General features: G+C 71.7%; 18 protein-coding genes. 11 read left to right on the top strand and 7 right to left on the bottom strand.

The window, feature by feature from the left end; translation table 11 throughout:
* Positions 1–2: 2 nt before the first annotated feature.
* On the bottom strand, positions 3–284 hold the full coding sequence (locus ACFWXQ_RS44690; protein ID WP_234048151.1) for a SelT/SelW/SelH family protein: 282 nt from the start codon (positions 282–284) through the stop codon (positions 3–5).
* 17 nt (positions 285–301) lie between these two features.
* On the bottom strand, positions 302–1,216 hold the full coding sequence (locus ACFWXQ_RS44685) for a HipA family kinase (RefSeq protein WP_383952921.1): 915 nt from the start codon (positions 1,214–1,216) through the stop codon (positions 302–304).
* 247 nt (positions 1,217–1,463) lie between these two features.
* Between ACFWXQ_RS44685 and ACFWXQ_RS44680 the strand changes: the two genes are divergently transcribed.
* On the top strand, positions 1,464–2,297 hold the full coding sequence (locus tag ACFWXQ_RS44680; protein ID WP_383952923.1) for a calcium-binding protein: 834 nt from the start codon (positions 1,464–1,466) through the stop codon (positions 2,295–2,297).
* A gap of 143 nt (positions 2,298–2,440) precedes the next feature.
* On the opposite strand, the gene ACFWXQ_RS44675 is transcribed toward ACFWXQ_RS44680, so the two are convergent.
* On the bottom strand, positions 2,441–5,524 hold the full coding sequence (locus tag ACFWXQ_RS44675; RefSeq protein ID WP_383952925.1) for an AAA family ATPase: 3,084 nt from the start codon (positions 5,522–5,524) through the stop codon (positions 2,441–2,443).
* Positions 5,525–5,810: 286 nt separating this feature from the next.
* Here ACFWXQ_RS44675 and ACFWXQ_RS44670 point away from each other — a divergent pair, with 286 nt between their 5' ends.
* On the top strand, positions 5,811–6,482 hold the full coding sequence (locus ACFWXQ_RS44670) for a hypothetical protein (RefSeq protein WP_383952927.1): 672 nt from the start codon (positions 5,811–5,813) through the stop codon (positions 6,480–6,482).
* A 70-nt stretch (positions 6,483–6,552) separates the two neighbouring features.
* Positions 6,553–7,314, top strand: coding sequence for a dienelactone hydrolase family protein (locus tag ACFWXQ_RS44665; protein ID WP_383952929.1), 762 nt, complete (start codon positions 6,553–6,555; stop codon positions 7,312–7,314).
* A 1-nt stretch (position 7,315) separates the two neighbouring features.
* On the opposite strand, the gene ACFWXQ_RS44660 is transcribed toward ACFWXQ_RS44665, so the two are convergent.
* Entirely contained in the window at positions 7,316–8,833 is a 1,518-nt protein-coding gene (locus ACFWXQ_RS44660; protein ID WP_386270338.1) for an IucA/IucC family protein, read from the bottom strand.
* 110 nt (positions 8,834–8,943) lie between these two features.
* Here ACFWXQ_RS44660 and ACFWXQ_RS44655 point away from each other — a divergent pair, with 110 nt between their 5' ends.
* The 3 genes from ACFWXQ_RS44655 to ACFWXQ_RS44645 are packed head-to-tail and all read left to right on the top strand — an operon-like array spanning position 8,944 to position 12,694.
* Entirely contained in the window at positions 8,944–10,464 is a 1,521-nt protein-coding gene (locus ACFWXQ_RS44655) for an IucA/IucC family protein (RefSeq protein WP_383954499.1), read from the top strand.
* 59 nt (positions 10,465–10,523) lie between these two features.
* Positions 10,524–11,801, top strand: coding sequence for a VWA domain-containing protein (locus tag ACFWXQ_RS44650; protein ID WP_362087722.1), 1,278 nt, complete (start codon positions 10,524–10,526; stop codon positions 11,799–11,801).
* Entirely contained in the window at positions 11,801–12,694 is an 894-nt protein-coding gene (locus tag ACFWXQ_RS44645) for a hypothetical protein (RefSeq protein ID WP_383954501.1), read from the top strand. Before ACFWXQ_RS44650 ends, ACFWXQ_RS44645 begins: the two co-directional genes overlap by 1 nt.
* An 84-nt stretch (positions 12,695–12,778) precedes the next feature.
* Here ACFWXQ_RS44645 and ACFWXQ_RS44640 read toward each other — a convergent pair whose 3' ends face one another.
* A complete protein-coding gene (locus ACFWXQ_RS44640; RefSeq protein WP_383954503.1) occupies positions 12,779–13,411 on the bottom strand; it encodes a winged helix-turn-helix transcriptional regulator in 633 nt (210 codons plus the stop codon).
* Between the two features lie 87 nt (positions 13,412–13,498).
* On the opposite strand from ACFWXQ_RS44640, the gene ACFWXQ_RS44635 reads away from it, so the two are divergent.
* The 3 genes from ACFWXQ_RS44635 to ACFWXQ_RS44625 all read left to right on the top strand — a co-directional run bounded on the left by ACFWXQ_RS44635 (position 13,499) and on the right by ACFWXQ_RS44625 (position 16,068).
* Complete coding sequence (locus ACFWXQ_RS44635; RefSeq protein WP_200395075.1) at positions 13,499–14,707, top strand: pyridoxal phosphate-dependent aminotransferase; 1,209 nt, start codon at positions 13,499–13,501, stop codon at positions 14,705–14,707.
* A 156-nt stretch (positions 14,708–14,863) separates the two neighbouring features.
* Positions 14,864–15,514, top strand: a complete 651-nt coding sequence (locus tag ACFWXQ_RS44630) for a hypothetical protein (RefSeq protein WP_383954505.1) — start codon at positions 14,864–14,866, stop codon at positions 15,512–15,514.
* Between the two features lie 131 nt (positions 15,515–15,645).
* A complete protein-coding gene (locus ACFWXQ_RS44625) occupies positions 15,646–16,068 on the top strand; it encodes an acyl-CoA thioesterase (protein ID WP_383954507.1) in 423 nt (140 codons plus the stop codon).
* Between the two features lie 90 nt (positions 16,069–16,158).
* On the opposite strand, the gene ACFWXQ_RS44620 is transcribed toward ACFWXQ_RS44625, so the two are convergent.
* Positions 16,159–16,563 (bottom strand): winged helix-turn-helix transcriptional regulator, encoded by a 405-nt coding sequence (locus ACFWXQ_RS44620; protein ID WP_383954509.1) that lies wholly within the window; start codon positions 16,561–16,563, stop codon positions 16,159–16,161.
* 220 nt (positions 16,564–16,783) lie between these two features.
* Between ACFWXQ_RS44620 and ACFWXQ_RS44615 the strand changes: the two genes are divergently transcribed.
* The gene (locus ACFWXQ_RS44615; protein ID WP_386270337.1) at positions 16,784–18,172 is read left to right on the top strand and encodes an MFS transporter; all 1,389 of its coding nucleotides are present in this window, start codon (positions 16,784–16,786) and stop codon (positions 18,170–18,172) included.
* Between the two features lie 73 nt (positions 18,173–18,245).
* Here ACFWXQ_RS44615 and ACFWXQ_RS44610 read toward each other — a convergent pair whose 3' ends face one another.
* Positions 18,246–19,142, bottom strand: a complete 897-nt coding sequence (locus ACFWXQ_RS44610) for an SDR family oxidoreductase (protein ID WP_383957401.1) — start codon at positions 19,140–19,142, stop codon at positions 18,246–18,248.
* Between the two features lie 96 nt (positions 19,143–19,238).
* Between ACFWXQ_RS44610 and ACFWXQ_RS44605 the strand changes: the two genes are divergently transcribed.
* Positions 19,239–20,051, top strand: a complete 813-nt coding sequence (locus ACFWXQ_RS44605) for a helix-turn-helix domain-containing protein (RefSeq protein ID WP_383957403.1) — start codon at positions 19,239–19,241, stop codon at positions 20,049–20,051.
* The last annotated feature ends 211 nt before the right edge of the window (positions 20,052–20,262 follow it).

The raw sequence follows: 20,262 nt of genomic DNA, 5'->3' as shown, positions 1-20,262 counted from the left end.
TCTCACTTCTCCGAGTGGCCCAGGGACTTGTCCGGGGCCACTCGGTCGCGTACGAGGCGCTTGACGGCCGTCGGCTCGGGGAAGCCCTGCTCGCGGCGGTCCCAGATCACCTCGTCGTCGACCCGTACGACGAAGACGCCGCCGGTGCCGGGCTTGAGCGCGAGTTCCGTCAGCTCCTGCTCGAAGGTGGTGAGGAGTTCCTGGGCGAGCCAGGCGGCGCGGGGCAGCCAGCGGCACTGGGTGCAGTACTCGATCTGAACGCGGTGCGTGTTCTCAGTGGTCACGTCACCGTTCTCGGCGGTCATCCGAGGTGTACCGACCCGTCGTGTTCCACCGCCGGTTTGCCGTGCAGGTCGGGGACCTGCTGGAGCCACTTCGGCCGCCCCCGCCGGGTCTTCGCCGCGCGGTCCGCGTCCTCGGCGGCGAGCTGTTCGCGGGTGGGGAAGTCCGTGGGGAGCCAGGCCGCGGAGGCCCTGGCACGGGCCAGGAGGTAGCCGACGTACGCCTCGCGGGCCTCGTCCGGGGTCGCGAAACCGGGCTCGTCGGCGAGCCAGGCGTCGGGCACCTCCGCCGTGATCGCGCGCAGCAGCTCCTCGGTGACCTTGGGCGCGAGCTCGGCGTCCGCCGCGCGCGTGTCGGGGGTGTGGCCGCCGAGTGCGTGCCGCCGGAAGTCGTACGCCTTCTCCGGCTCGGAGGCGTCCCAGCGGTGGTGGAAGACCAGGGCCGCGCCGTGGTCGATCAGCCACAGCCGCGGGGGCGCGACGCCTAGCGTGGGCCAGATCATCAGGTTCGAACTGTGCGTCGTACGGTCCACGTTGACCGTGAGGGCGTCCAGCCAGATGATCCTGCCCGCCTCCAGAGGGTCGACGGGGAACGTCTCCGCGACCTCCGGAGTGAAGTCCTCGGCGCCGGAGAGGTAGTCCATGCCGAGATTCAGGCCCGCGCTGGCCCGGAGCAGGTCCTGGACCTCCTGGTGCGGCTCGTGCGCGCCGATCGCCGGGTCGAAGTGCACCAGCACCAGCTCGGGGAACCTCAGCCCGAGGGCGCGCGCCAGCTCCCCGACGATCACCTCGGCGACCAGCGCCTTGCGCCCCTGTGCCGAGCCCGTGAACTTCACGACGTAGGTGCCCATGTCGTCCGCCTCGACGACCCCGGGGACGGAGCCGCCTGCCCGGAGCGGTTCGATGTAGCGGGTCGCGCTGACTTTCCTCAGCATCTTCTCGGGCCACCTGCTTCTTCGACCTTGCAATCCACGGACGCCCTGGGAGCTGTCAAACAGCGGAAAGTGCCCGGCGTGAAGTGAGCATAGTAATCGAGGGCCAGTAAGTGGGGGGCGTTCCCCCATGTGCCTCCCGGGTCCCGCGGGCACTGTGAGCAGGTCGATTCACACAACCGAGAGGGATCCCATGGGGAGAAAAGCGTTACTCCGGGTCTTGGTGGTCGCGGCGATGGCAGGTTCCGCGGTGACCTTGACCGGAGGGCCTGCGAGCGCGGCCACCGGTGTGTTCAAGAGCGGAACCAACATCGTCGTGAACGCGGCGCAGGGCCGCGCCAACAACATCACGGTCAGTCTGTCCGGGAACTACGTCATCATCCAGGACACCGCCGACACCCTGACCGCCGGTCTCAACTGCACCCTTCTGGTCAACGGCACGGTGGCCTGCCCGGTGGCCGTGAGCAGCGACACGGTCGTGGTCAACGCCGGGGACGGCAACGACACCATCACCAAGACCGCCAACGTCCGCAGCGAACTGAAGGGCGAGTCGGGCCACGACGTCATCAACGGCGGCCCCAGCCCCGGCAGCAACAGCCTCAACGGCGGCACGGGCAACGACACCCTGAACGGCAGCGCCACCTTCGACCTCCTCATCGGCGGCACGGGTGCCGACCGGATCAGCGGCGGGGGCGGCACCAACGACGTCGTCAGCTATCTGGAGAGCGGCTCCGGCGTGGTCGTCGACATCGACAACGCCGCCGACGACGGCATCGGCGGGGAGGGCGACAACGTTCTCACCGACGTCGAGATCGTCTACGGCAGCCAGTTCGGCGACACGCTCACCGGGGGCACGGCGGGCGACATCCTGTCCGGCTTCGGGGGCAACGACCTCCTGGTGGGCGGCACGGGCAACGACATCCTGGTCGGCGGCGCCGGAAACGACACCCACAGCGGCGGTGCCGGCAACGACACCCTCGACGGCGTGGACAACGTGTTCGGCAACGACTCCCTCAACGGGGGCGCCAACACCGACACCTGCACCGCCGACACGAGCGACACGAAGAGCGCCTGCGAGGCCTGACCACCCGCAGCCGCCGATTCCGCAGCGCTGATTCCACAGTCACCGAATCCGTGGCCGCTGCCGCCTCGTCACTCTGGAGCGCCTGCCGCGAGCATCGGTTCCACCGCTCGTGCCAGGCGCTCCAGAGCCGCTCCGCGGCGCAGTCACTGCCCGTCCGCGTACCGGCGTGCCAGGGTGATCAGGGCGGCCCGGCCGTTCCGATCGGTACGGTTCCGGAGACTCGCGAGGTGCTTCTCGACGGTCCGTGGCGAGAGGAAGAGCTGCTCGGCGATCTCCTGGTTGCCGAGCCCCCGGCCGAGCAGGCGCAGCACCTCGTACTCCCGCGCGGTCACCCCCGCCCTCCGCAGCTCCTGCGGAATCGTGTCGTGGCCCTCGCGGCGGCGGGCCACGGGAGAGCCCGCCTCCCGCAGCGTGGCACGGCAGGCGGCCGACACCCGTGTCGTGCCCCGGTCGTGGAAGAACTGCTCGGCGGAGCGCAGCCACTCGACGGGACGTCCCCAGCCGTCGGCGAGCGCCGCGGAAGCGCCCAGGCGCAGACACAGATGGCGGGCCAGGGGGATGGTGTCGGTCCCGGCCAGTGCTTCCTCGGCCGCCTTGGCGGCCTCCGCGGCCCGGCCCTCGCGGCCCAGCAGCACGGCCCGGGACCAGCCCGCGAACGGCCGGTCCCAGTGGACCTGGGTGAGCCGGTCCGCGACGGCCCCGTCCAGCTCCGCCCAGCCGGCCGCGCCCCGTACGGTCCGCAGGAGCAGGTAGGGGCCCAGGAAGCCGGTGACCCCGCGCGTGCTGGGCAGTGCCCGCATGGCCCGGTCCGCCTCGGTGAACTCGGCCAGCGCGCGGTCGGGTTCCTCCCTCAGCAGGGAGCAGATGCCCTGGGCCCAGCCCCACACGGAGGTGTCGGCGTAGCCCCAGAGTGCGCCGGCGCTCCGTCCGGCCAGTGCGCTCTCCACGACGTGCAGCGCGGCCTGGAGCTTCTGCCGATCCCCACGTGAGGCGGCGATGATGGCGTCCATTCCGACGCTGATCAGCTGCACCTCGCGCAGCCGCAGCCGGTGGGCCGTCGACCGGAGCCGCCGGGCGGACTCCAGGGCACTGTCGTACTCGTCGCGCAGCAGATAGGCCTGTGCCAGATGCATGTCGGCCCAGGCCGTCATGAGGACCGCACCGGTCTCCTCGGCCGCCTTCCGTGCGGCCAGCAGCCGATCGGTTCCGGTGGTCCGGATCCGGTCGAGCACGCCGAGTTCCAGCAGGCCGCGTATCCGCCAGACCGGCAGCGCGTGGGCCTCGGCCGTGGCCACCAGGCGCTCGAAGACCTTTTCCGCCTCGGCCAGGTCCTGGGGCCGCAGGCAGTATCCGAGCATGTTCAGCGCCTTGCAGCTCACCTCCGGCAGGCCGACCTCCTCGGCGGTCGCCACGGCCCCTTCGGCCAGGGCTCTGGCGCTCTCCAGCCGGTCCGGGCGCTGCGAGTTGAGCACCAGGTGCGCGGCGACCGAGTCCAGGGCGGCGCGGGACGCCGGGTCGGGCTCGGCCCCGAGCAGCTCCCGTGCCCGCCGCACGGCGGCCAGGCCCTCCTCCCACTGCTGCGCGGTGGCGGCGGCTCTGGCCCGGGCCAGGAAACCCGCGGCGCGGCGGACGGGCGGCGCGCCCCACACGCTCAGGACACCGTCCAGCCGCTCGCCGAGCTCCGGCACCCGCTGTACGTCGCCCGTGAGGACGAGTGTCCCCAGTAACTCCTCCAGCAGCCCGGCCACCGCCTCGGGCGGTGCGTCCGCGGCGCCGGAGGTCAACTCCAGGCCCCGGTCGAGGAGTTCGACCGCGGTCAGCAGAGCGCCCCGCAGGACCGCCTGCCGGCCGGCCCGGGTGAGCAGCACGGCCGCCCGTGCCCGCTGCCCGCCGGCGACGCACAGCTCCGCGGCCAGGCGGTACAGGTCGTCCCCCGAGTCACCGCCGATCAGACCGTGCGGCTCTCCCGCCCGCCGGGGTTCCCCGACCCGCCGGGCTGGGAGGCCCGCGTCCCGCGGTTCCGGCCCTGTCGCGCCGACGGACTCGGTGACGTCAACGCGCTCGACCGTGTCGGCGGACTCGGTGGCGTTGGCGGACTCGATCGCGTCGGCCGCGGCGAGACAGAGCGCCGCCCGCTCGACGGGCAGCAGCCGGTGGGTGATGGCGTCGGCGGTCAGGGCGTGACGGAACGTGTGCCAGCCGGGCTCCTCCGCGGTGGCGCCGTCGGTGACCAGCTGGGCGCGTGCCGCATGGCGCAGCTGGCGCAGTGCCGTCGCCCTGTCGAGCCCGGCGACGCGGGCGGCGATGTCCACGGGGAAGCGCCTGCCCAGGACGGCCGCCGCTTCCAGGAGCGCCACACCGGGCGGTTCCAGGTGGTCCACTCGCTGAAGGACTGCGGCGGCGACCGTCGCGGGCACCTGGGCGTTCAGCGAGCCGGTCACCGTCCAGCCGTCGCCCTGCCGCTGAACGAGGTTGCCGCTGTCGACCATGGCGGTCAGCAGCTCCTCCACGACGAAGGGGACACCCTCGGAGACGGCGTGCAGACGGTCCAGCACCACCGCCGGTACGTGGCCCGCGTCGTCGTGGCCCAGACAGCGGGCGGCCAGCTCCGCGGTGTGGGCGGGGCCGAGGCGGGCGAGGCGCAGGGTGCGGGCCGTACGGCGGGACACGGCGGCCTCGGCGAGGTCGAGGGCCGGTCCGGGCCCACCGCGCAGGGTGGCCAGCAGGACGGCCCGCTGGCCGGGAAGGTTGTCCGTCAGGTAGTCGACGATGGTGAGCGTGTCGGCGTCCGCGTCGTGCAGGTCCTCCAGCACCAGGACACAGCCGCCGGTGCGTCCGAGGGTCCCCAGGAGCCGCAGTACCGCCTCGGCGTAGCCCACCAGCGGCGAACCGTCCTGCGGCGCCAGCCCGCACAACCGTGACAGCAGCGGCTCGTACGGGCCCAGGTCCCCGTCGGCGGGCGCCCCTTCGCCGCGCAGTCCGGAGAACACGGCCTCCGCCAGCGGGCGCAGCGGCACCGCGCGCCCGGCGGACGCGGCCCGCCCGCGCAGCACCCGTAACCCAGTGCGTACGGCGGCGTCCGCGGCCTCCTCGACGAGGCGTGACTTGCCGATGCCCGGCTCGCCCAGCACGAACACCGAGGAGCCCCGCCCCTCGCCCGCCGATCGGACGGCCGCGGTCAGAAGATCCCGCTCCGGTTCTCTGCCGACCAGTACCGATGACGACAACGACGACACTCAGGCCCCCCTGCGCCCACTTCCGGGATGCCCCCCACCGGCACCCGTCGAAAGCTCCTTCGAGTCCGCACAGCGTAGTACCCACGAGTCACAGGGACCGCACAACTACATGGGGGCACTTCCCCGATGTCCGCGGCGGCGGGCGGGCGGCACGCTCTTCTCCAGCAGGTCAGGGGGGAGCAGGGCATGGCCCGGGGGACATGCCCTGCTTGCTGTTCGTTCTTCTATGGGGGTCGTCAACATGTCTTCAACACCATCAACACCGTCAATGCCATCAATGCTGTCGAAGCCGCGTGTCCGCGTATGGATCACCGCAGGGCTTCTGAGCGTGGCCCTGTGCGGGTGCTCGTCGCTCACCGGAGGCACGGGCGGACGCACAGGCGGAGGCGCGGGAGGCGACACCGGCGGGGCGCCGTCGGTGAGTTCGGCGGCGGACGGCTCGGACGCACCGGAGGTACCGGCGACCGCGCTGGACCTGGAGCGGGTGTGCACGGACGGGCTCGGCTACTCGGGGATGCCCGCCTACGACCGTACGAAGAAGACCGTGCACCCGGCGATGCTCATGAACAAGCCCGGCGACGACTGGTCGCAGTTCGAGCCGCCCGCCGGTGACTTCCCCAAGGGCTGGATCCTCGGCTACTCGGACAAGCCGGCCGAGGCCGAGCTGGTCGTCTGTGTCGAGCGCACCAAGGAGAGCCCGACCGGCAAGAAGTGCGACATGGAGAGCGACGGCAAGCCGTTCACCGTCAGTACGTACAACACCTCGTACCGCCTGAAGGTCGTCGAGGCGCGCACGGGCAAGGAGTTGTACAAGTACACGGGTGAGGCCGAGTCCGACGAGTGCCCGATGTACATCTTCACCTCGGAGGGCGAGGACAAGGACAAGTACTACAACGAGGTGCGGCCGAAGGACTACCGCAAGCGCGTGCAGCCCTTCATCGCGCCCTAGTCTTCACCTCGGCCGTCCCGCCGTCGTCCGCACCTCGGCCGTCCCCGTCGCCTCTCCCCCGGAGGACACCATGCCCGGCACGACCACCACCACCGCCGTCGATCTCACCGAGTTCAGCGCTGCCCGCGGTGGCTCGCGTCGGCTCACGGGCCATCTCACCCGGCCCGCGGGGACGGGTCCCTGGCCCGGTGTGGTCGTGGTCCATGAGGCGCTGGGCGTCAACGATGTGATGCACCGTCAGACAGAACGGCTGGCGAAAGCCGGGTATCTCGTCGTCATGCCGGACCTGTTCACCGACGGAGGGACCGTCCGCTGCCTGGTGCCGACCTTCCGGGCCGCCCTGTCCGGACACGGCCGCGCCTTCCGCGACATCGAGGCGGCCCGCACCCGCCTCGCCCAGGATCCCGACTGCACCGGGCGGATCGGCATCATCGGCTTCTGCATGGGCGGTTCCTTCGCCCTTCTCGCCGGGAGCGACGGCGAGTTCGACGCCGCCTCCGTCAACTACGGCCGTCCGCCAAAGGATCTCGACGGGGCGCTCGACGGTTCCTGCCCCGTCGTCGCGAGTTACGGGGCCCGTGACCGTACGCTGCCGGGCGTGGCCCGCAAGCTGGAGGCGTCCCTCGACCGGCTCGGCATCGTCCACGACGTCAAGGAATACCCGGAGGCCGGGCACTCCTTCCTCAACGACGCCGAGATCGGGCCACGCGCGCTGCGTCCGCTGATGCGTGTCGCCGGAATCAAGCCCCACCCGGAGTCCGCCGTCGACGCCTGGCAGCGCATCGACGGATTCTTCGCCACGCACCTCAAGGCGGAGGGCCGAAAGGGCTGACTCATCCGAAGGGGTTCGGGACGGGCAGATAGCGGGCGTCGGCGCCGTCCGCGCCGGTCCAGCGCAGCAGCAGATTCGTCTTGCCGGGCAGGGTCGGAGCCCGGAGCAGCTCGGCCGCCTCGGGCAACTCCTCGCCGCACCGCGTCAGTTCCCGTCGTACGGCGTCCCAGAGCTCCATGCCCGGGTACCGCTCCCCCAGCGCCTCCGCCATCTCCAGGAGGTTGTTGACGACCAGGCAGTACACCAGCCGCTCCCAGCCGGCCGCGCGTGTCACCTCGGGCAGCAGTTTCACGCCCTCCGCGTCGCGGAACAGCGCCTGCACCGGCGTCCCGTCCACGTCCACGGCGACCACCGTGTTCTGCAGATGCGCTTCCAGTACGACCCCGTGCCGGGCGAACAACTCCAGTGCGGGCGGCACGACTTGACGCAGATACGCCGACCACCAGGCAGCGGGGTCGGCGAGGCCTTCGAGGGGGTTTCCTTCGAAGCTCTCCGTCAGCGCGGCCGCCAGGACCGGGGTCGCGCCGGGGGTCACATGCGGGCGCAGCCCGTCGCGTACGAGGACGGCGAGCTCCTCGAAGGCGAAGTCCGCGGTGCGGTAGCCGCGGTCGCTCAGCCAGGCCGCGGGGGCGCCCAGGGCCGTGAAGGCCGAGGTCACCGCCGCGTCCGTGCGGCGCAGCCGGAGGAGGTCGTGGCGCCAGAGGCGGCGGATGTCGTTGGTGATGCGGACGTCGAGGCTGAACTTCAGGAAGAGATCGGTGTCGGGGACGTACAGCGTGCGGATGGCCGCGGTCGGCCAGGCAGTCCACGAGGAGGGGCCCAGCCGTACGAGACGGCCGTCCTCGAAGGCCTCGCGGATCTCCGGGCGGGCGCCGACGAGGTCGAGCTGCCAGGGGTGGACGGGCAGCAGGCGATAGCCGGGCGGGGCCTCGCCCAGCGCGTCGAGCGCACCCGTGTCACCGTCCTCCACGCACACGTCCTCCCGCAGCCCCAGGAGCACCAGGGGGAAGCGGGTGTACGCCTCGGGGGCGTACGGAATCCAGCCGGTGACCGGGCCGCCGCCGCGCGCCTTGGGGGCGGGATGGTAGGGATGTCCGGTGATCAGGGACTGTTCGGAACGCCGGTACAGGTCGTCGGGCGGGGTCATCCCCTCCCGGGCGGTCAGGATCGCCGCCACCGCGTCCCGGCTGTCGATCATCTCGACGGGCAGTTCGGGGTTGGACAGGCCGGTGTGCCCGCGGAGGACCTCGGCGGTGAGTTTGACCAGCTCCGCGTGGCTCAGGCGCTGCCAGGCACCGGCGGCGTACACCTCCGGCTCGGCGGGGCGGCGTCCGGCGCGCACCCGCAGGAGCCGTCCCCCGGCCGGCAGCCGGTACACGCGCCGGTCCCCGGACTCCGCAGGCCCCGGCGCGGGCTCGCCGAGTTCCCGCAGCAGACAATTGAGCAGCGGCGCCGCCGCGTACGCATCGGCTGCTTCGCCGATGCCGTCCCCGGTGTTCCCGGGGTGCATGGGTGGCATGGGGTGCATGAGGTCCACGCGATCCGTTCGTTGCGTACGGTGCCCTGGCGCTCAGTATGTCCGGCGTTGTACCCGGCCGCGACGCCGTCCCCACACCCTAGGAGCCCTCTGTGCACCCTCCCCGCACCCCGGCCGAGACCGAGGCCGTTCTCGCCGCCGAGCTGCGCACGGTACGCCCCACCCTGCTGTCCCTCTACGCGGTCGAACTCCCCGGTGCCCGCGCGTCCGTGCTGACCCGGCTGTGGCGCGGGCTCGTCCATGAGCCGCTGCCGTGGGTCGCGCGCCGGGAGGCGGCGGGGCACGACGGGCTGGTGCTCCGGCTGGCCGACGGGCGTCGTCTGCACGGCCCGGCCTCGGACGCGTACGCGACGGCCGCCACCGTCAGGGAGGTCGAACTGGACGGCACGGCGTACCGCCACCCGGCCGCGCTCATGACGGCCCTCGGGCTGCCGCACGGGCACGCCTTCGCCGTCGAACTCGGCCACAGTGTCGCCTCGTTGGCCCTCTCCCGCGCCAACCAGCCCGCGACGAGCTCCCCTTTGACCTCCTGGGGATGGGAGCAGCGGGTCGTGGATGGGCATCCGTTCCACCCCAACTGCCGTTCGCGGCCCGGCTTCTCGGTGGCCGAGCAGCTGGCGTACGCGCCGGAGCACCGGGCGGAGGTCGAGCTGGGGTTGGTGGCCGTGCCGGAGGACGCCTGCCTGGTGGGCGGGGAGTGGCCGTACCGGGAGGCGGGGCGATTGCTGATCCCCGTACACCCGTGGCAGGCACGGCATGTGCTGAAGGACGAGAAGGCGGTCGGGGAAGGCGTCGCCGGGGAGGGCCTGGCCGCGCATCCCCTGATGTCCCTGCGCACGCTGGCCCTCCCGGACGGACCGCACGTCAAGACCGCGCTCAGCGCCCGGCTGACCTCCTCCGTGCGGGACATCTCGGTGTACTCGATCGAGTCGGCGGCGGCCGTCTCGGCGTTCATGGAGGCCATGGCCCGGCGGCTGGACGGGATGCTGCACATCACCCGGACCCTCGGCGCGGTCACCGCCAACACCCCTGATCTGGCAGCGGTGTTGCGCGAGTCACCGGACGTGTACGCGGGTGCGGGCGAGCGGGTCGTCCCGGTCGCCGCTCTCGCCTCGACCGTACTGCCCCAGTCCCCGGCCTGGCTGGCCGAGTTCAGCCGGCTCGCGCTCACCGTCGGGCTGCGTCTGCTCGACCTGGGCGTGGCCCTGGAGGCGCACGGCCAGAACCTGCTGGTGGTGCTCTCGCCCGCGGGCGCCCCGCTGCGGCTCGTCTACCGCGACCTGGCCGACATCCGGATCAGCCCGGCGCGGCTGGCCCGCCACGGCATTCCGGCCCCGGACCTGACAGGCCGTATCGTCACGGACGACGAGTCGGTCCTGCGCAGCAAGCTCGTCGGTTCGCTGGTCGCGGGCGCGCTGGCGGCGACGGCCGGTTCGACGTCGGCGCTGCGGGAGGCGCTGTCCGCGGCGGTACGGGATCTGCCGCGCACCCCGGATCTCGCCGCACTGCTCGAAGAGCCGCTGCCGGCCAAGGCGTTGACGACGATGCGGCTTTCGCCCGAGCGGCCGGGGGACATCTGGGCGCGGCTGCCGAACCCGCTTGTCGACCCGTAGATCATCCCGCCCCGCCCCTCGTTTTGATGCCTGACGCCATTGATCAATAGGATCCGGCGATGATCACAAGACAACGGCTGGCGGTGGGCGCCTGCGCCCTGCTCGCCGCCCTGACGGCCGGGATCGCCCTCCCGGCCGGAGCCGTCGCCGGCGAACCCACGGGTGACGCAGCACCCAAGGTCGACCTCGTCCTCGACGTCAGCGGTTCGATGCGCGCGCGGGACATCGACGGACAGACGCGGATGGCCGCGGCGAAGCAGGCCTTCAACGAGGTCCTCGACGCGACCCCCGAGGAGGTCCAGCTCGGCATACGGACACTCGGCGCCAACTACCCCGGCGACGACCGCAAGACGGGCTGCAAGGACACCGAACAGCTCTACCCCGTGGGGCCGTTGGACCGCACGGAGGCGAAGACCGCCGTCGCGACCCTCGCACCCACCGGCTGGACCCCGATCGGCCCGGCGCTCCTCAAGGCGGCCGACGACCTGGAGGGCGGCGAGGGATCCCGCCGTATCGTCCTCATCAGCGACGGCGAGGACACCTGCGCCCCGCTGGACCCGTGCGAGGTGGCGCGGGAGATCGCCGCCAAGGGGATCGGCCTCACCATCGACACGCTCGGTCTGGTGCCGAACACCAAACTGCGGCAGCAGCTGAGCTGTATCGCGGAGGCGACCGGCGGAACGTACACCTCGATCGAGCACACCGACGAACTCACCGACAAGGTCAACCAGTTGGTGGACCGGGCCGCCGACCCGGTGGTCACGCCGGTAGCCGTGGACGGCGCCGACGCGTGCGCGCAGGCGCCCACGCTCAAGTCAGGGCTCTACACCGACCGCGAGGAGTTCGGGCAGCACCGCTGGTACCGCGTGGACGTCCCGGCGGGCTTCGAGCTGCGCGCGTCGGTGAGCGTGGCGGCCGACCGTCAGGTCGACCGCGACTACGGGGTGTCACTGCGGGCGGTGACCGCGAGCGGGCGCGAGATCGTGCGCGGCGAGTCGACCGGCTCCGGCCGGACCGACGTCATGTCCGCCGGTCTGCGCTATCCCAAGGCGGAGAGCGAGGACGACGACTCCGACGACAAGCCCGCGGCCGAGGCCGTGTGCCTGCAGGTCGCCAACTCCTTCTCGGCGGCCTCCGGCGTCAAGACCACGCCCGGACTGCCGCTCGAACTGACCGTGGACGTCGTCGACGGTCCCGACACATCGAGCGACGTGGCCTCCTTCGGCCTCGGTCGCGGCTGGTGGCTGCTCGGCGCCCTGGTGCTCACCGGCTTCCTCGCGGGTGTGCTGTGGGGCTGGGTTTCGCGCTGGCGGGTCGCGGTCTGGAGGACCAACTGATGCGTATTTCTCGTGTGTTGAGCCCCCGTGTGTTGAGCCCCCGTGTGTCCAGTACTCGTGTGTCGGGTGCCGGCCGGGCGGGCCGTGTCGTTCGTGCGGTGGGGGCGGGTCTGCTGGTGCTGGGGGCCGTCGCGTCCCCCGCGGTCGCCGACTCCTCCCCCTCCGCGAGCCCGTCCGACGACAGCGCCGCGCCCACCTCGGCCGGTACGTCGTTCCGTACGGCGACCGAGGTCGACCAGGGGCAGCGGGCCACCGCCGGCGCGTCCATGGGCGACTACCTGTACTGGTCGTTCCCCGCCGACGCCGGGCAGCGGCCCACCGTGAAGGCGACGGTGAAGCTGCCCGACGCGCACGCCTCGGCGACCTGGCAGGTCGACGTGTACGACGGGCTGCGACGCCGCCAGGCGTGCCAGTACGGGGCGCAGACTCGTACAGCCGCCCAGGACGCGGCCTCGGTGGAGCTGTCCTGCACGCTGCGTACCGTCCGTGCCTGGTCCGAGCCGTGGGCCGACGACCCGTTGCCGGGCACGTACTACGTCCGGCTGACCACCGTCGGCCTCAAGGCGGCCGACCTCGGGCTGCCGGTGAGCGCCGAGGTGCGGGTCGACTCGAAGGATGTCGGCGGGGCCGCCGCGGTGGATGGCTCGTTGGCCGAGCCGCTCGTTCCCGGGGTCGCCGTGGCGGCTGAGGGCGGCGACAGCGACGAGGACTCCGAGGGTTCGGTCGCTGTGTTGTCCAGCATTGAGCCCGATGACGGCTGGGCCTCCGGCTGGTGGTCCGATCGTTGGGTGTGGACTGCGGTGGGGGGTGTGCTGGCGGCGCTTGCGGGGGTTGGTGGGTACACGTTGACCCGGGGAGTGGGGCGGCCTACTCGGGTTCCGCCGAGCGCCTGACCGCTGCGCTGCTTGTCAGTTCTGCGTCTGCGGACCGGCTGTGGCTGATCGCGCAGTTCCCCGCGCCCCTCAGGGGGCGCGGGGTCACGCCTCCCGGAGTGTCTTGGCCAAGGGGCTTTCGCCTGTCACCGTGATGCGGCCGTCGCGTACCGCGTCGAGGAGGGGCAGGTCGCCTCTTGCGAGTGCCGTGCAGGCCTCGGCGTCGAGGGTGAGGCCTGCGTCGGGCTCCTCGGGGGCCGGGCCCTCCCCGTAGACCGGGCCGTCCGGTGCGCCGAGGCGGACGTAGAACTCCCCTTCGTCCAGGCGGACTTGGACTACACCGTCGCCGAGTCCCTCCAGGGAGCGCAGCAGCGGCAGGGCGAACCAGTGGGCGCGTACCGCGTCGGTGGGGCGGCGTTCCGCCAGGAGGGGTGCGCCCCATTCGCCGAGTGCCTGGAGGAGGGGCAGCAACTCGCGCCCACGGGCGGTGAGTTCGTACACGTTCGCCGCTCCGGGCGGCGGCAGCCGTCGCCGGGTCGCCAGGCCGTCCCGCTCCATGTCCTTGAGCCGGGAGGCGAGGACGTCCGTGCTCACGCCGGGCAGATCCGCGTGCAGGTCGGTGTAGCGGCGCGGACCGGCCAGCAGCTCGCGGACGATCAGGAGGGTCCAGCGGTCACCGAGGGCATCGAGGGCCCGGGCAGCGGAACAGTACTGGTCGTAGCTTCGGCGAGGTGACATGCGACGCAGTCTAGACAACTTGTTGGACTTTCCAAGCTCGAACTTGGTAAAACCAAGCAACACACGAAACCGGAGGGGCGAGCGCGCATGGAGTTCCGGCAGTCGAACAAGCTCAGCGAGGTCTGTTACGAGATCCGGGGCCCGGTGATCGAGCACGCCGACGCGCTGGAGAAGGCAGGCCACAGCGTGCTGCGCCTGAACACGGGCAACCCCGCGCTGTTCGGCTTCGAGGCGCCGGAGGAGATCCTCCAGGACATGATCCGGATGCTGCCCCAGGCACACGGGTACACCGACTCGCGCGGCATCCTCTCCGCCCGCCGGGCCGTGGCGGGGCGCTACCAGACGCTCGGCCTGGAGGTCGGCGTCGACGACGTCTTCCTCGGCAACGGCATCTCCGAGCTGATCTCGATGGCCGTACAGGCACTGGTCGAGGACGGCGACGAAATCCTCATCCCCGCCCCGGACTTCCCCCTCTGGACGGCCGTCACGACCCTCGCGGGCGGCAAGGCGGTCCACTACCTCTGCGACGAACAGGCCGACTGGTACCCGGACCTGGACGACATGGCGTCGAAGATCACGGACCGCACCAAGGCCGTCGTCATCATCAACCCGAACAATCCCACCGGCGCGGTCTACCCGAAGGAGATCATCGAGGGCATCCTCGACCTCGCCCGCCGGCACGGCCTGATGGTCTTCGCCGACGAGATCTACGACCAGATCCTGTACGACGACGCCGTGCACCACTCGGTCGCCGCGCTCGCCCCCGACCTGGTGGTGCTGACCTTCTGCGGCCTGTCGAAGACGTACCGGGTGGCCGGCTTCCGCTCGGGCTGGCTGGTGGTCACCGGCCCCAAGCAGCACGCCAAGAACTATCTGGAGGGCCTGACCATGCTGGCCTCCATGCGGCTGTGCGCCAACGCGCCCGCGCAGTACGCCATCCAGGCCGCGCTCGGCGGCCGCCAGTCCATCCACGAACTGACCGCTCCGGGCGGGCGGCTGCACGAACAGCGCACCGTGGCCTGGGAGAAGCTCAACGAGATCCCCGGCGTGTCCTGCGTGAAGCCGAAGGGCTCGCTGTACGCGTTCCCGCGTCTGGACCCCAAGGTCCACAAGATCCACGACGACGAGAAGTTCGTCCTGGACCTGCTGCTCCGGGAGAAGATCCAGGTCGTCCAGGGCACCGGCTTCAACTGGCCCACCCCCGACCACTTCCGCATCCTCACCCTCCCGCACGCCGACGACCTGGACGCGGCGATCAGCCGGATCGGCCGGTTCCTGAGCGGCTACCGGCAGTAGGAGGTCCCGGCGGACGGGGCCCGGGGGCGGGCGGGGGCTCTTCACGGGCTTGCGACGGGGCGATGTCAGACCCGGGTCGTAGTCTTCGAATGGGCCCGCTGATCGACCTCGATCCTCGACCGGGCCCGCTCGCCTACGGACCGGGAGGAGCACGCCATGACACGACCGCCGACCGCCGCACAGCGGCGCGTCATCGACGCGGCCGATCCCGTGACCGGGCGGCTCAGAGGTACGGAGAGCCAGCTCGCGGCGCTGGTGAAGCGGGAGCTCGCGTTCCGGCATCCACGTCCACCGCACGATCACTTCCTGACGCCCGCCGGGCATCGGGTCCGCGAGGAGACCGCCACCGCGGCGGCGAGCGCTCCGGAAGCCGCCGAGCCCGCCCGGGAGCCCGCCCGCGAGTCCTCCGGGGTGTTCGCCGCCCGGGTCGGCGGCGAGGACGGCATCGACACCGGTCCGTCGCGCATACGTGAGGTGCACAGCGCCTGGCAGGGCCTGCTCGAACTGCGCCGCATGACCAATCCGCACGGGGTCGTGGACCGGCCGTGCGCCTGGGAGCGTACGCATCTGGTGCAGGCCGCCGCGCTCGCGCTGGAGGCGGCGGGGCACCGGCCGGCGGGCGCGGACACCGAGGGGTACCGGGTTCGGGCGACGCCCCAGCCGGAGGCCGTCGCCGTGCGCGGGCCTGACGCCGGGGCCCTGCGGGAGTGCGCGGCGACGCTGGAGCAGGCAGGCTGGCAGGTGGGCGAGCACGCGGAGCCGCGTACGGGCGCGCGCTATCTGCTGGCCTCGCCGCGACGGACGTGACGGCCCCCGAATGCCCTACGACATTAAACGGTTGACGGCGTTGAGCAACCGCTCAGTACGCTTGCGCCCATTCTGTTTGCCGTCGACCCGTAGAAGCCGTTGCAGCCTTTGCATCCGTTGAAGGAGAAGTCATGGCCGAACCGTTTTCCGTTCCGGTGACCGTGCGTGGGTACGAGACCGATGCCCAGGGGCACGTGAACCAGGCCGTGTACGTGAACTACGCGGAGCACGCCCGCTGGTCGTTACTGCAGGCCGCCGGAATCACCCAGGCCGGACTGGCGGCCAAGGGCGTGGGCCCGGTGTCCCTGGAGATGACCGTCCGCTACCGGCGGGAGCTGCGGGCGGGCGACGAGGTCGAGGTGACCTGCGAATTCATCTGGGGCGAGGGCAAGACGTTCCGCATCGAGCAGACGATCCGCAAGCCCGACGGCACCGTCGCCGCCGAACTCACGGCGGTCGGCGGCCTGATGGACCTCAAGGAACGAAAACTGGTCACGGACCCGAGGGACTACTTCCGCGCACTGGCGTCGGATCCCGGCAGGTTCGGCCTCTGAGCAACCGAGCCCTTCAGGGGCGCGGGGAACTGCGCGACCAGCCACGACGCACCCGCAGCCGACACACCACACCAGGCAAAGGCACCCGGCTCACAGCGGAGCGCCAATCTCCGGCCGATGCAAGGCGTCATACGCCGCACGCGACTCGGCGATCGTCACGCGATGCCGCTCCGCCCAGTCGGTCAGCCCGAGCAGGCTGGCATGCAACTCACGAGCCACCGGCGTGAGTTCGTACTCCACCTTCGGCGGAACCGTCGGGTGGACGGTGCGCGTGAGGAGCCCGTCGCGCTCCAGATTGCGCAGGGTCAGCGTGAGCATGCGGCGACTGATGCCCTCGACGCTGCGCTCAAGCTCGGTGAAGCGGATCGGGCCGTGAGCGGCGGCCACGATGATCATCACGCTCCATTTGCCCGCGACCCTGTCAAGAACCTCCCGGACAGGGCAGCCCTCCGCGTGCACGACCTGCGAGGTAACACCGGTGTTCCCCTGGGACATTGAAGTGCCTCCTTACGCCGGTCTCCATAGTCACCAACGATGTCCCCCGTTACAAGTCGTGCACCTATGGAACAGCCTGCAGCGATACGGAGGGGCCAAGGCCATGTCGTCCCGGAACGGGTCACCCACAGAGCGACCCACACCGCACCCGGAGCAGAGTCCGGCACAGCGAACGTACTCCCGTTGGGCGTCCCTCGTCGTGCTGTGTGCGGGCACGTTGATGACCATCCTTGACGGCAATATCGTGACCGTCGCGATGCCCGCGATCCAGAGTGACCTCGGTTTCTCGGCCCCGGGACTCGCCTGGGTCGTGAACGCGTACCTGATCCCGTTCGGCGGGCTGTTGCTGCTCGTGGGGCGGCTGGGTGATCTGGTCGGCCGGAAGCGGATGTTCGTGGCGGGGCTCGTCGTGTTCACCGTGGCGTCCGTGCTGTGCGGGGTCGCCACGAGCCAGGGCATGCTGATCGCGGCGCGGGCGCTGCAGGGCGTCGGCGGGGCGATGACCTCGGCCGTGGTGCTGGGCATGCTGGTCGCGCTCTTCCCCGAGCCGCGCGAACAGGCCAAGGCGATCGCCGTGTTCAGCGCGGTCGGCGCGGCGGGCGGCGCGCTCGGCACGTTCCTCGGCGGGGCGCTGACCCAGGCGCTCAACTGGCACTGGATCTTCCTGATCAACCTGCCGATCGGGATCGTGGCCTGGATCGCGGCCCTCCGCATCCTCGCCCCCGACCGTGGCGCCGGGCTCGGCAGGGGCGCCGACTACCCGGGGGCCGCGCTGGTCACCGGCGCGCTGATGCTCACGGTGTACGCGATCGTGGGCGCAGGCGGACGCGGGCTGGGCGCCACCCTCGTCCTGGGGGCCGTCTCCGTCGCGCTCTTCGTCGCCTTCACCCTGCGTCAGGCACGGGCCGCGCGTCCGCTGCTGCGGCTGCGGCTGTTCCGCTCACGCCTGCTCGCCGGCGCGAACGGGGTGCAGATCCTGATGGTCGCGGCGATGTTCGGCTTCCAGTACATCGGGGCGCTGTATCTCCAACGCGTGCTGGGCTTCAGCGAGTTGATGACCGGTACGGCGTTCCTGCCCGCGCCTGTCCTGATCGGGGTGCTGATGCTGGGCCTGTCCGCGCGGACGATCGGCCGCTTCGGCCCGTACCGCGTGCTGCTCGCCGGGCTCGTGCTCATCACGGCCGGAATGGCACTCCTCGCCCGGGTGCCGACCGACGGCTCGTACGTCGTCGACGTGCTGCCCGCGATGCTGTTGCTCTCCACCGGATTCGCGGCGGCGATGCCCGCGGTGACCGGGCTCGCGATGTCCGGCGCCCTGGAGGAGGACGCCGGCCTGGCGTCCGGCCTCTTCAGCACCACGCAGGTGGTGGGCGGTTCCCTGGGCCTGGCCGCCCTCACGACCCTCGCGGCGAGCCGCACGGACGGCCTCGTGGACGGCGGAACCGCCCTCGCCACGGCGACCGCGGACGGATACCGGCTGGCGTTCGCGGTCGGTACGGGGATCGCGCTGGCGGGGCTGGCGCTCGCGGCGGGCGTGCTGCGGCCGGGGCGCGAGTCGGCCTCGGAACCGGTGAGGACCGAGGCCCAGGAGCGTGTGCGGCTGGGGTAGCGAGGTAGGGGCTGATGCCCGGGGCGCGGTTGGGGGAACGCTCCCCCAACCGCGCCCCGCCCCGCCCCCCGTCTCAGCTCTCGCCGAATGCCGCCCTGTGGTCCACCGCCCACTCCCGGTATGTGCGCGGCGCCCGGCCCAGCACCTGACGCACCTCCTCCGTGACGACGGCGTTGCGACCAGCGCGTACGTACGCGCTGCCGGCCAGCACGCCCTCCGCGTACTCCGCGTCCATGCCCCACTCGGCCAGCCGGGCACGGGACTCGTCCGGTGTGAGGTTCTCGGTCGTGACCGGGCGGCCGAGGACCTCCGCGAGAACGGCGGCCTGGTCGGGGACGCCGAGCGTCTCGGGGCCGGTGAGCGTGTAGATGTGGCCCGCGTGCCGTGCGGAGAGCAGGGCCTCCACGGCGACCTCGGCGACATCACGCGGGTCTATGACGCCCTGCATGCCGTCACCGGTCATGTTCGGTACGGGTTCGCCCGCCCGGATGGCCTCGGCCCAGCCCAGGGTGTTCGAGGCGAAGGCCGAGGGGCGCAGGACCGTCCACTCCAACCCGCTCTCCCGTACGGCCTGTTCGCCCGGGAGATGCCAGGTGCCGACCCTGCCGACGGCGGGGTCGCCGGTGCCGATCGCCGACAGTTTCACGACGCGGCGCACGCCCGCCGCGCGGGCCTGCTCGACCATGGCCCGGTCGCGGTCCGCGTCGTCCGGGCCCAGGACACCGACGAGGAACACGGCCGAGGCGCCGGACATGGCAGCGTCCACGGAGGCGGGGTCGAGGTAGTCCCCTCGTACCACCTCGACATCCACCTCCGCCCCGGCCCCTCCCCCCGGCTCTGACCCGTCGGGCACCCGGGCCTGGGCCTTGGACGGGTCGCGGGTCAGTGCGCGGACCTTCTCCCCGTGCTGTGCGAGCTGTCGTACGACTTCGCTGCCGATGGTGCCCGTGGCACCGGTGATGAGGATCATGGGCACCAGCGTGTCGAGCGGGTGGCCGGAAGCTCTAGGAAATTCCGGCACGGTTCGGCAGGCCGTGCGGCTGTCCGGCGCGTCTACGGTGGACGGGTGACCAACGACGTTGCCGAGCGCACGCTTCCCGCCCCCGACGCGTTGCGGCCGTGGATCGACGGTATCGAGACAGGGGTGGCCGTCGACAGCGACAGTGCGTCGCGTGAGCCGTTCACCCGTGTCCCGGACACCGCTACGAAGCTGGTCGTGCGGGTCGACGAGAACGGTCACCGGGACACGCTCGTCGTCGGGCCGCGTACCCGGGCCACATATCACACGAGCAAGCGGCTCGCGTCGTGTGTGCAGGTGCGGCTCGGGCCGGGTACGACGCGGCCGTTGCTCGGTGTGGCGGCGGTCGAGCTCGTGGGGCGGGTGGTGCGGCTCGGGGACCTTCCCGGTGCGTCCGCGCGTCAACTCGCGGGCGAGTTGCGGTGGTTGGAGGGCGAGGATGCGGTGGGCCGGTTGATGGAGGTGCTGCCGGGGAGGCTTGCGGCCGGGGTCGGGGCGGATCGGTCGCGGCTGGAGGTTTTGCGGGCCGCCGTCGAGGCGCTGTCCACGGATGTGGAGCGTGTTCCTTCGCAGGTGCGGGAGTTGGCTCGGCGGTTGGCTGTGAGTGAGCGGCAGTTGCGGAATCTGTTTGCGGAGGGGGTTGGGGTTTCTCCCAAGCACTTTGCGCGGATCGGGCGGGTTCGGTATGTGCTGGCGCATGCTGGGGGGACGGGGTGGGCCGAGCTTGCCGCGTCCACCGGGTACTACGACCAGTCGCATATGACGGCCGACTTCCGCACGCTGATGGGCGTGCCGCCCCGCTCCTTCTTCACCGGCCGCCTCCCGGTGGCCCAGCCCTGCCAGTCCCTGAGCCGGGTGTGATCCGGGGGCTTTTTTCGCCCCCGCCGCCCCTACCCATTCCCGTCCTTGACTCAGGGGCTTCGCCCCCGAACCCCCAAAAGACTGCGCAGTTCCCCGCGCCCCTGGGTATTTCAGCCTCTCCGGCGTTTGAGGAGCGGGGGTTCGGGGGCTGGCCCCCGAGTAGTGACGGGAATGGGTAGGGGCGGCGGGGGCGAAAGAAACCCCTCGGCCA

The sequence above is a fragment of the Streptomyces sp. NPDC058697 genome (assembly GCF_042715345.1).
Classification (GTDB): Bacteria; Actinomycetota; Actinomycetes; order Streptomycetales; family Streptomycetaceae; genus Streptomyces; species Streptomyces liliifuscus.
This window is presented reverse-complemented; position numbering and strand designations above follow the sequence as displayed.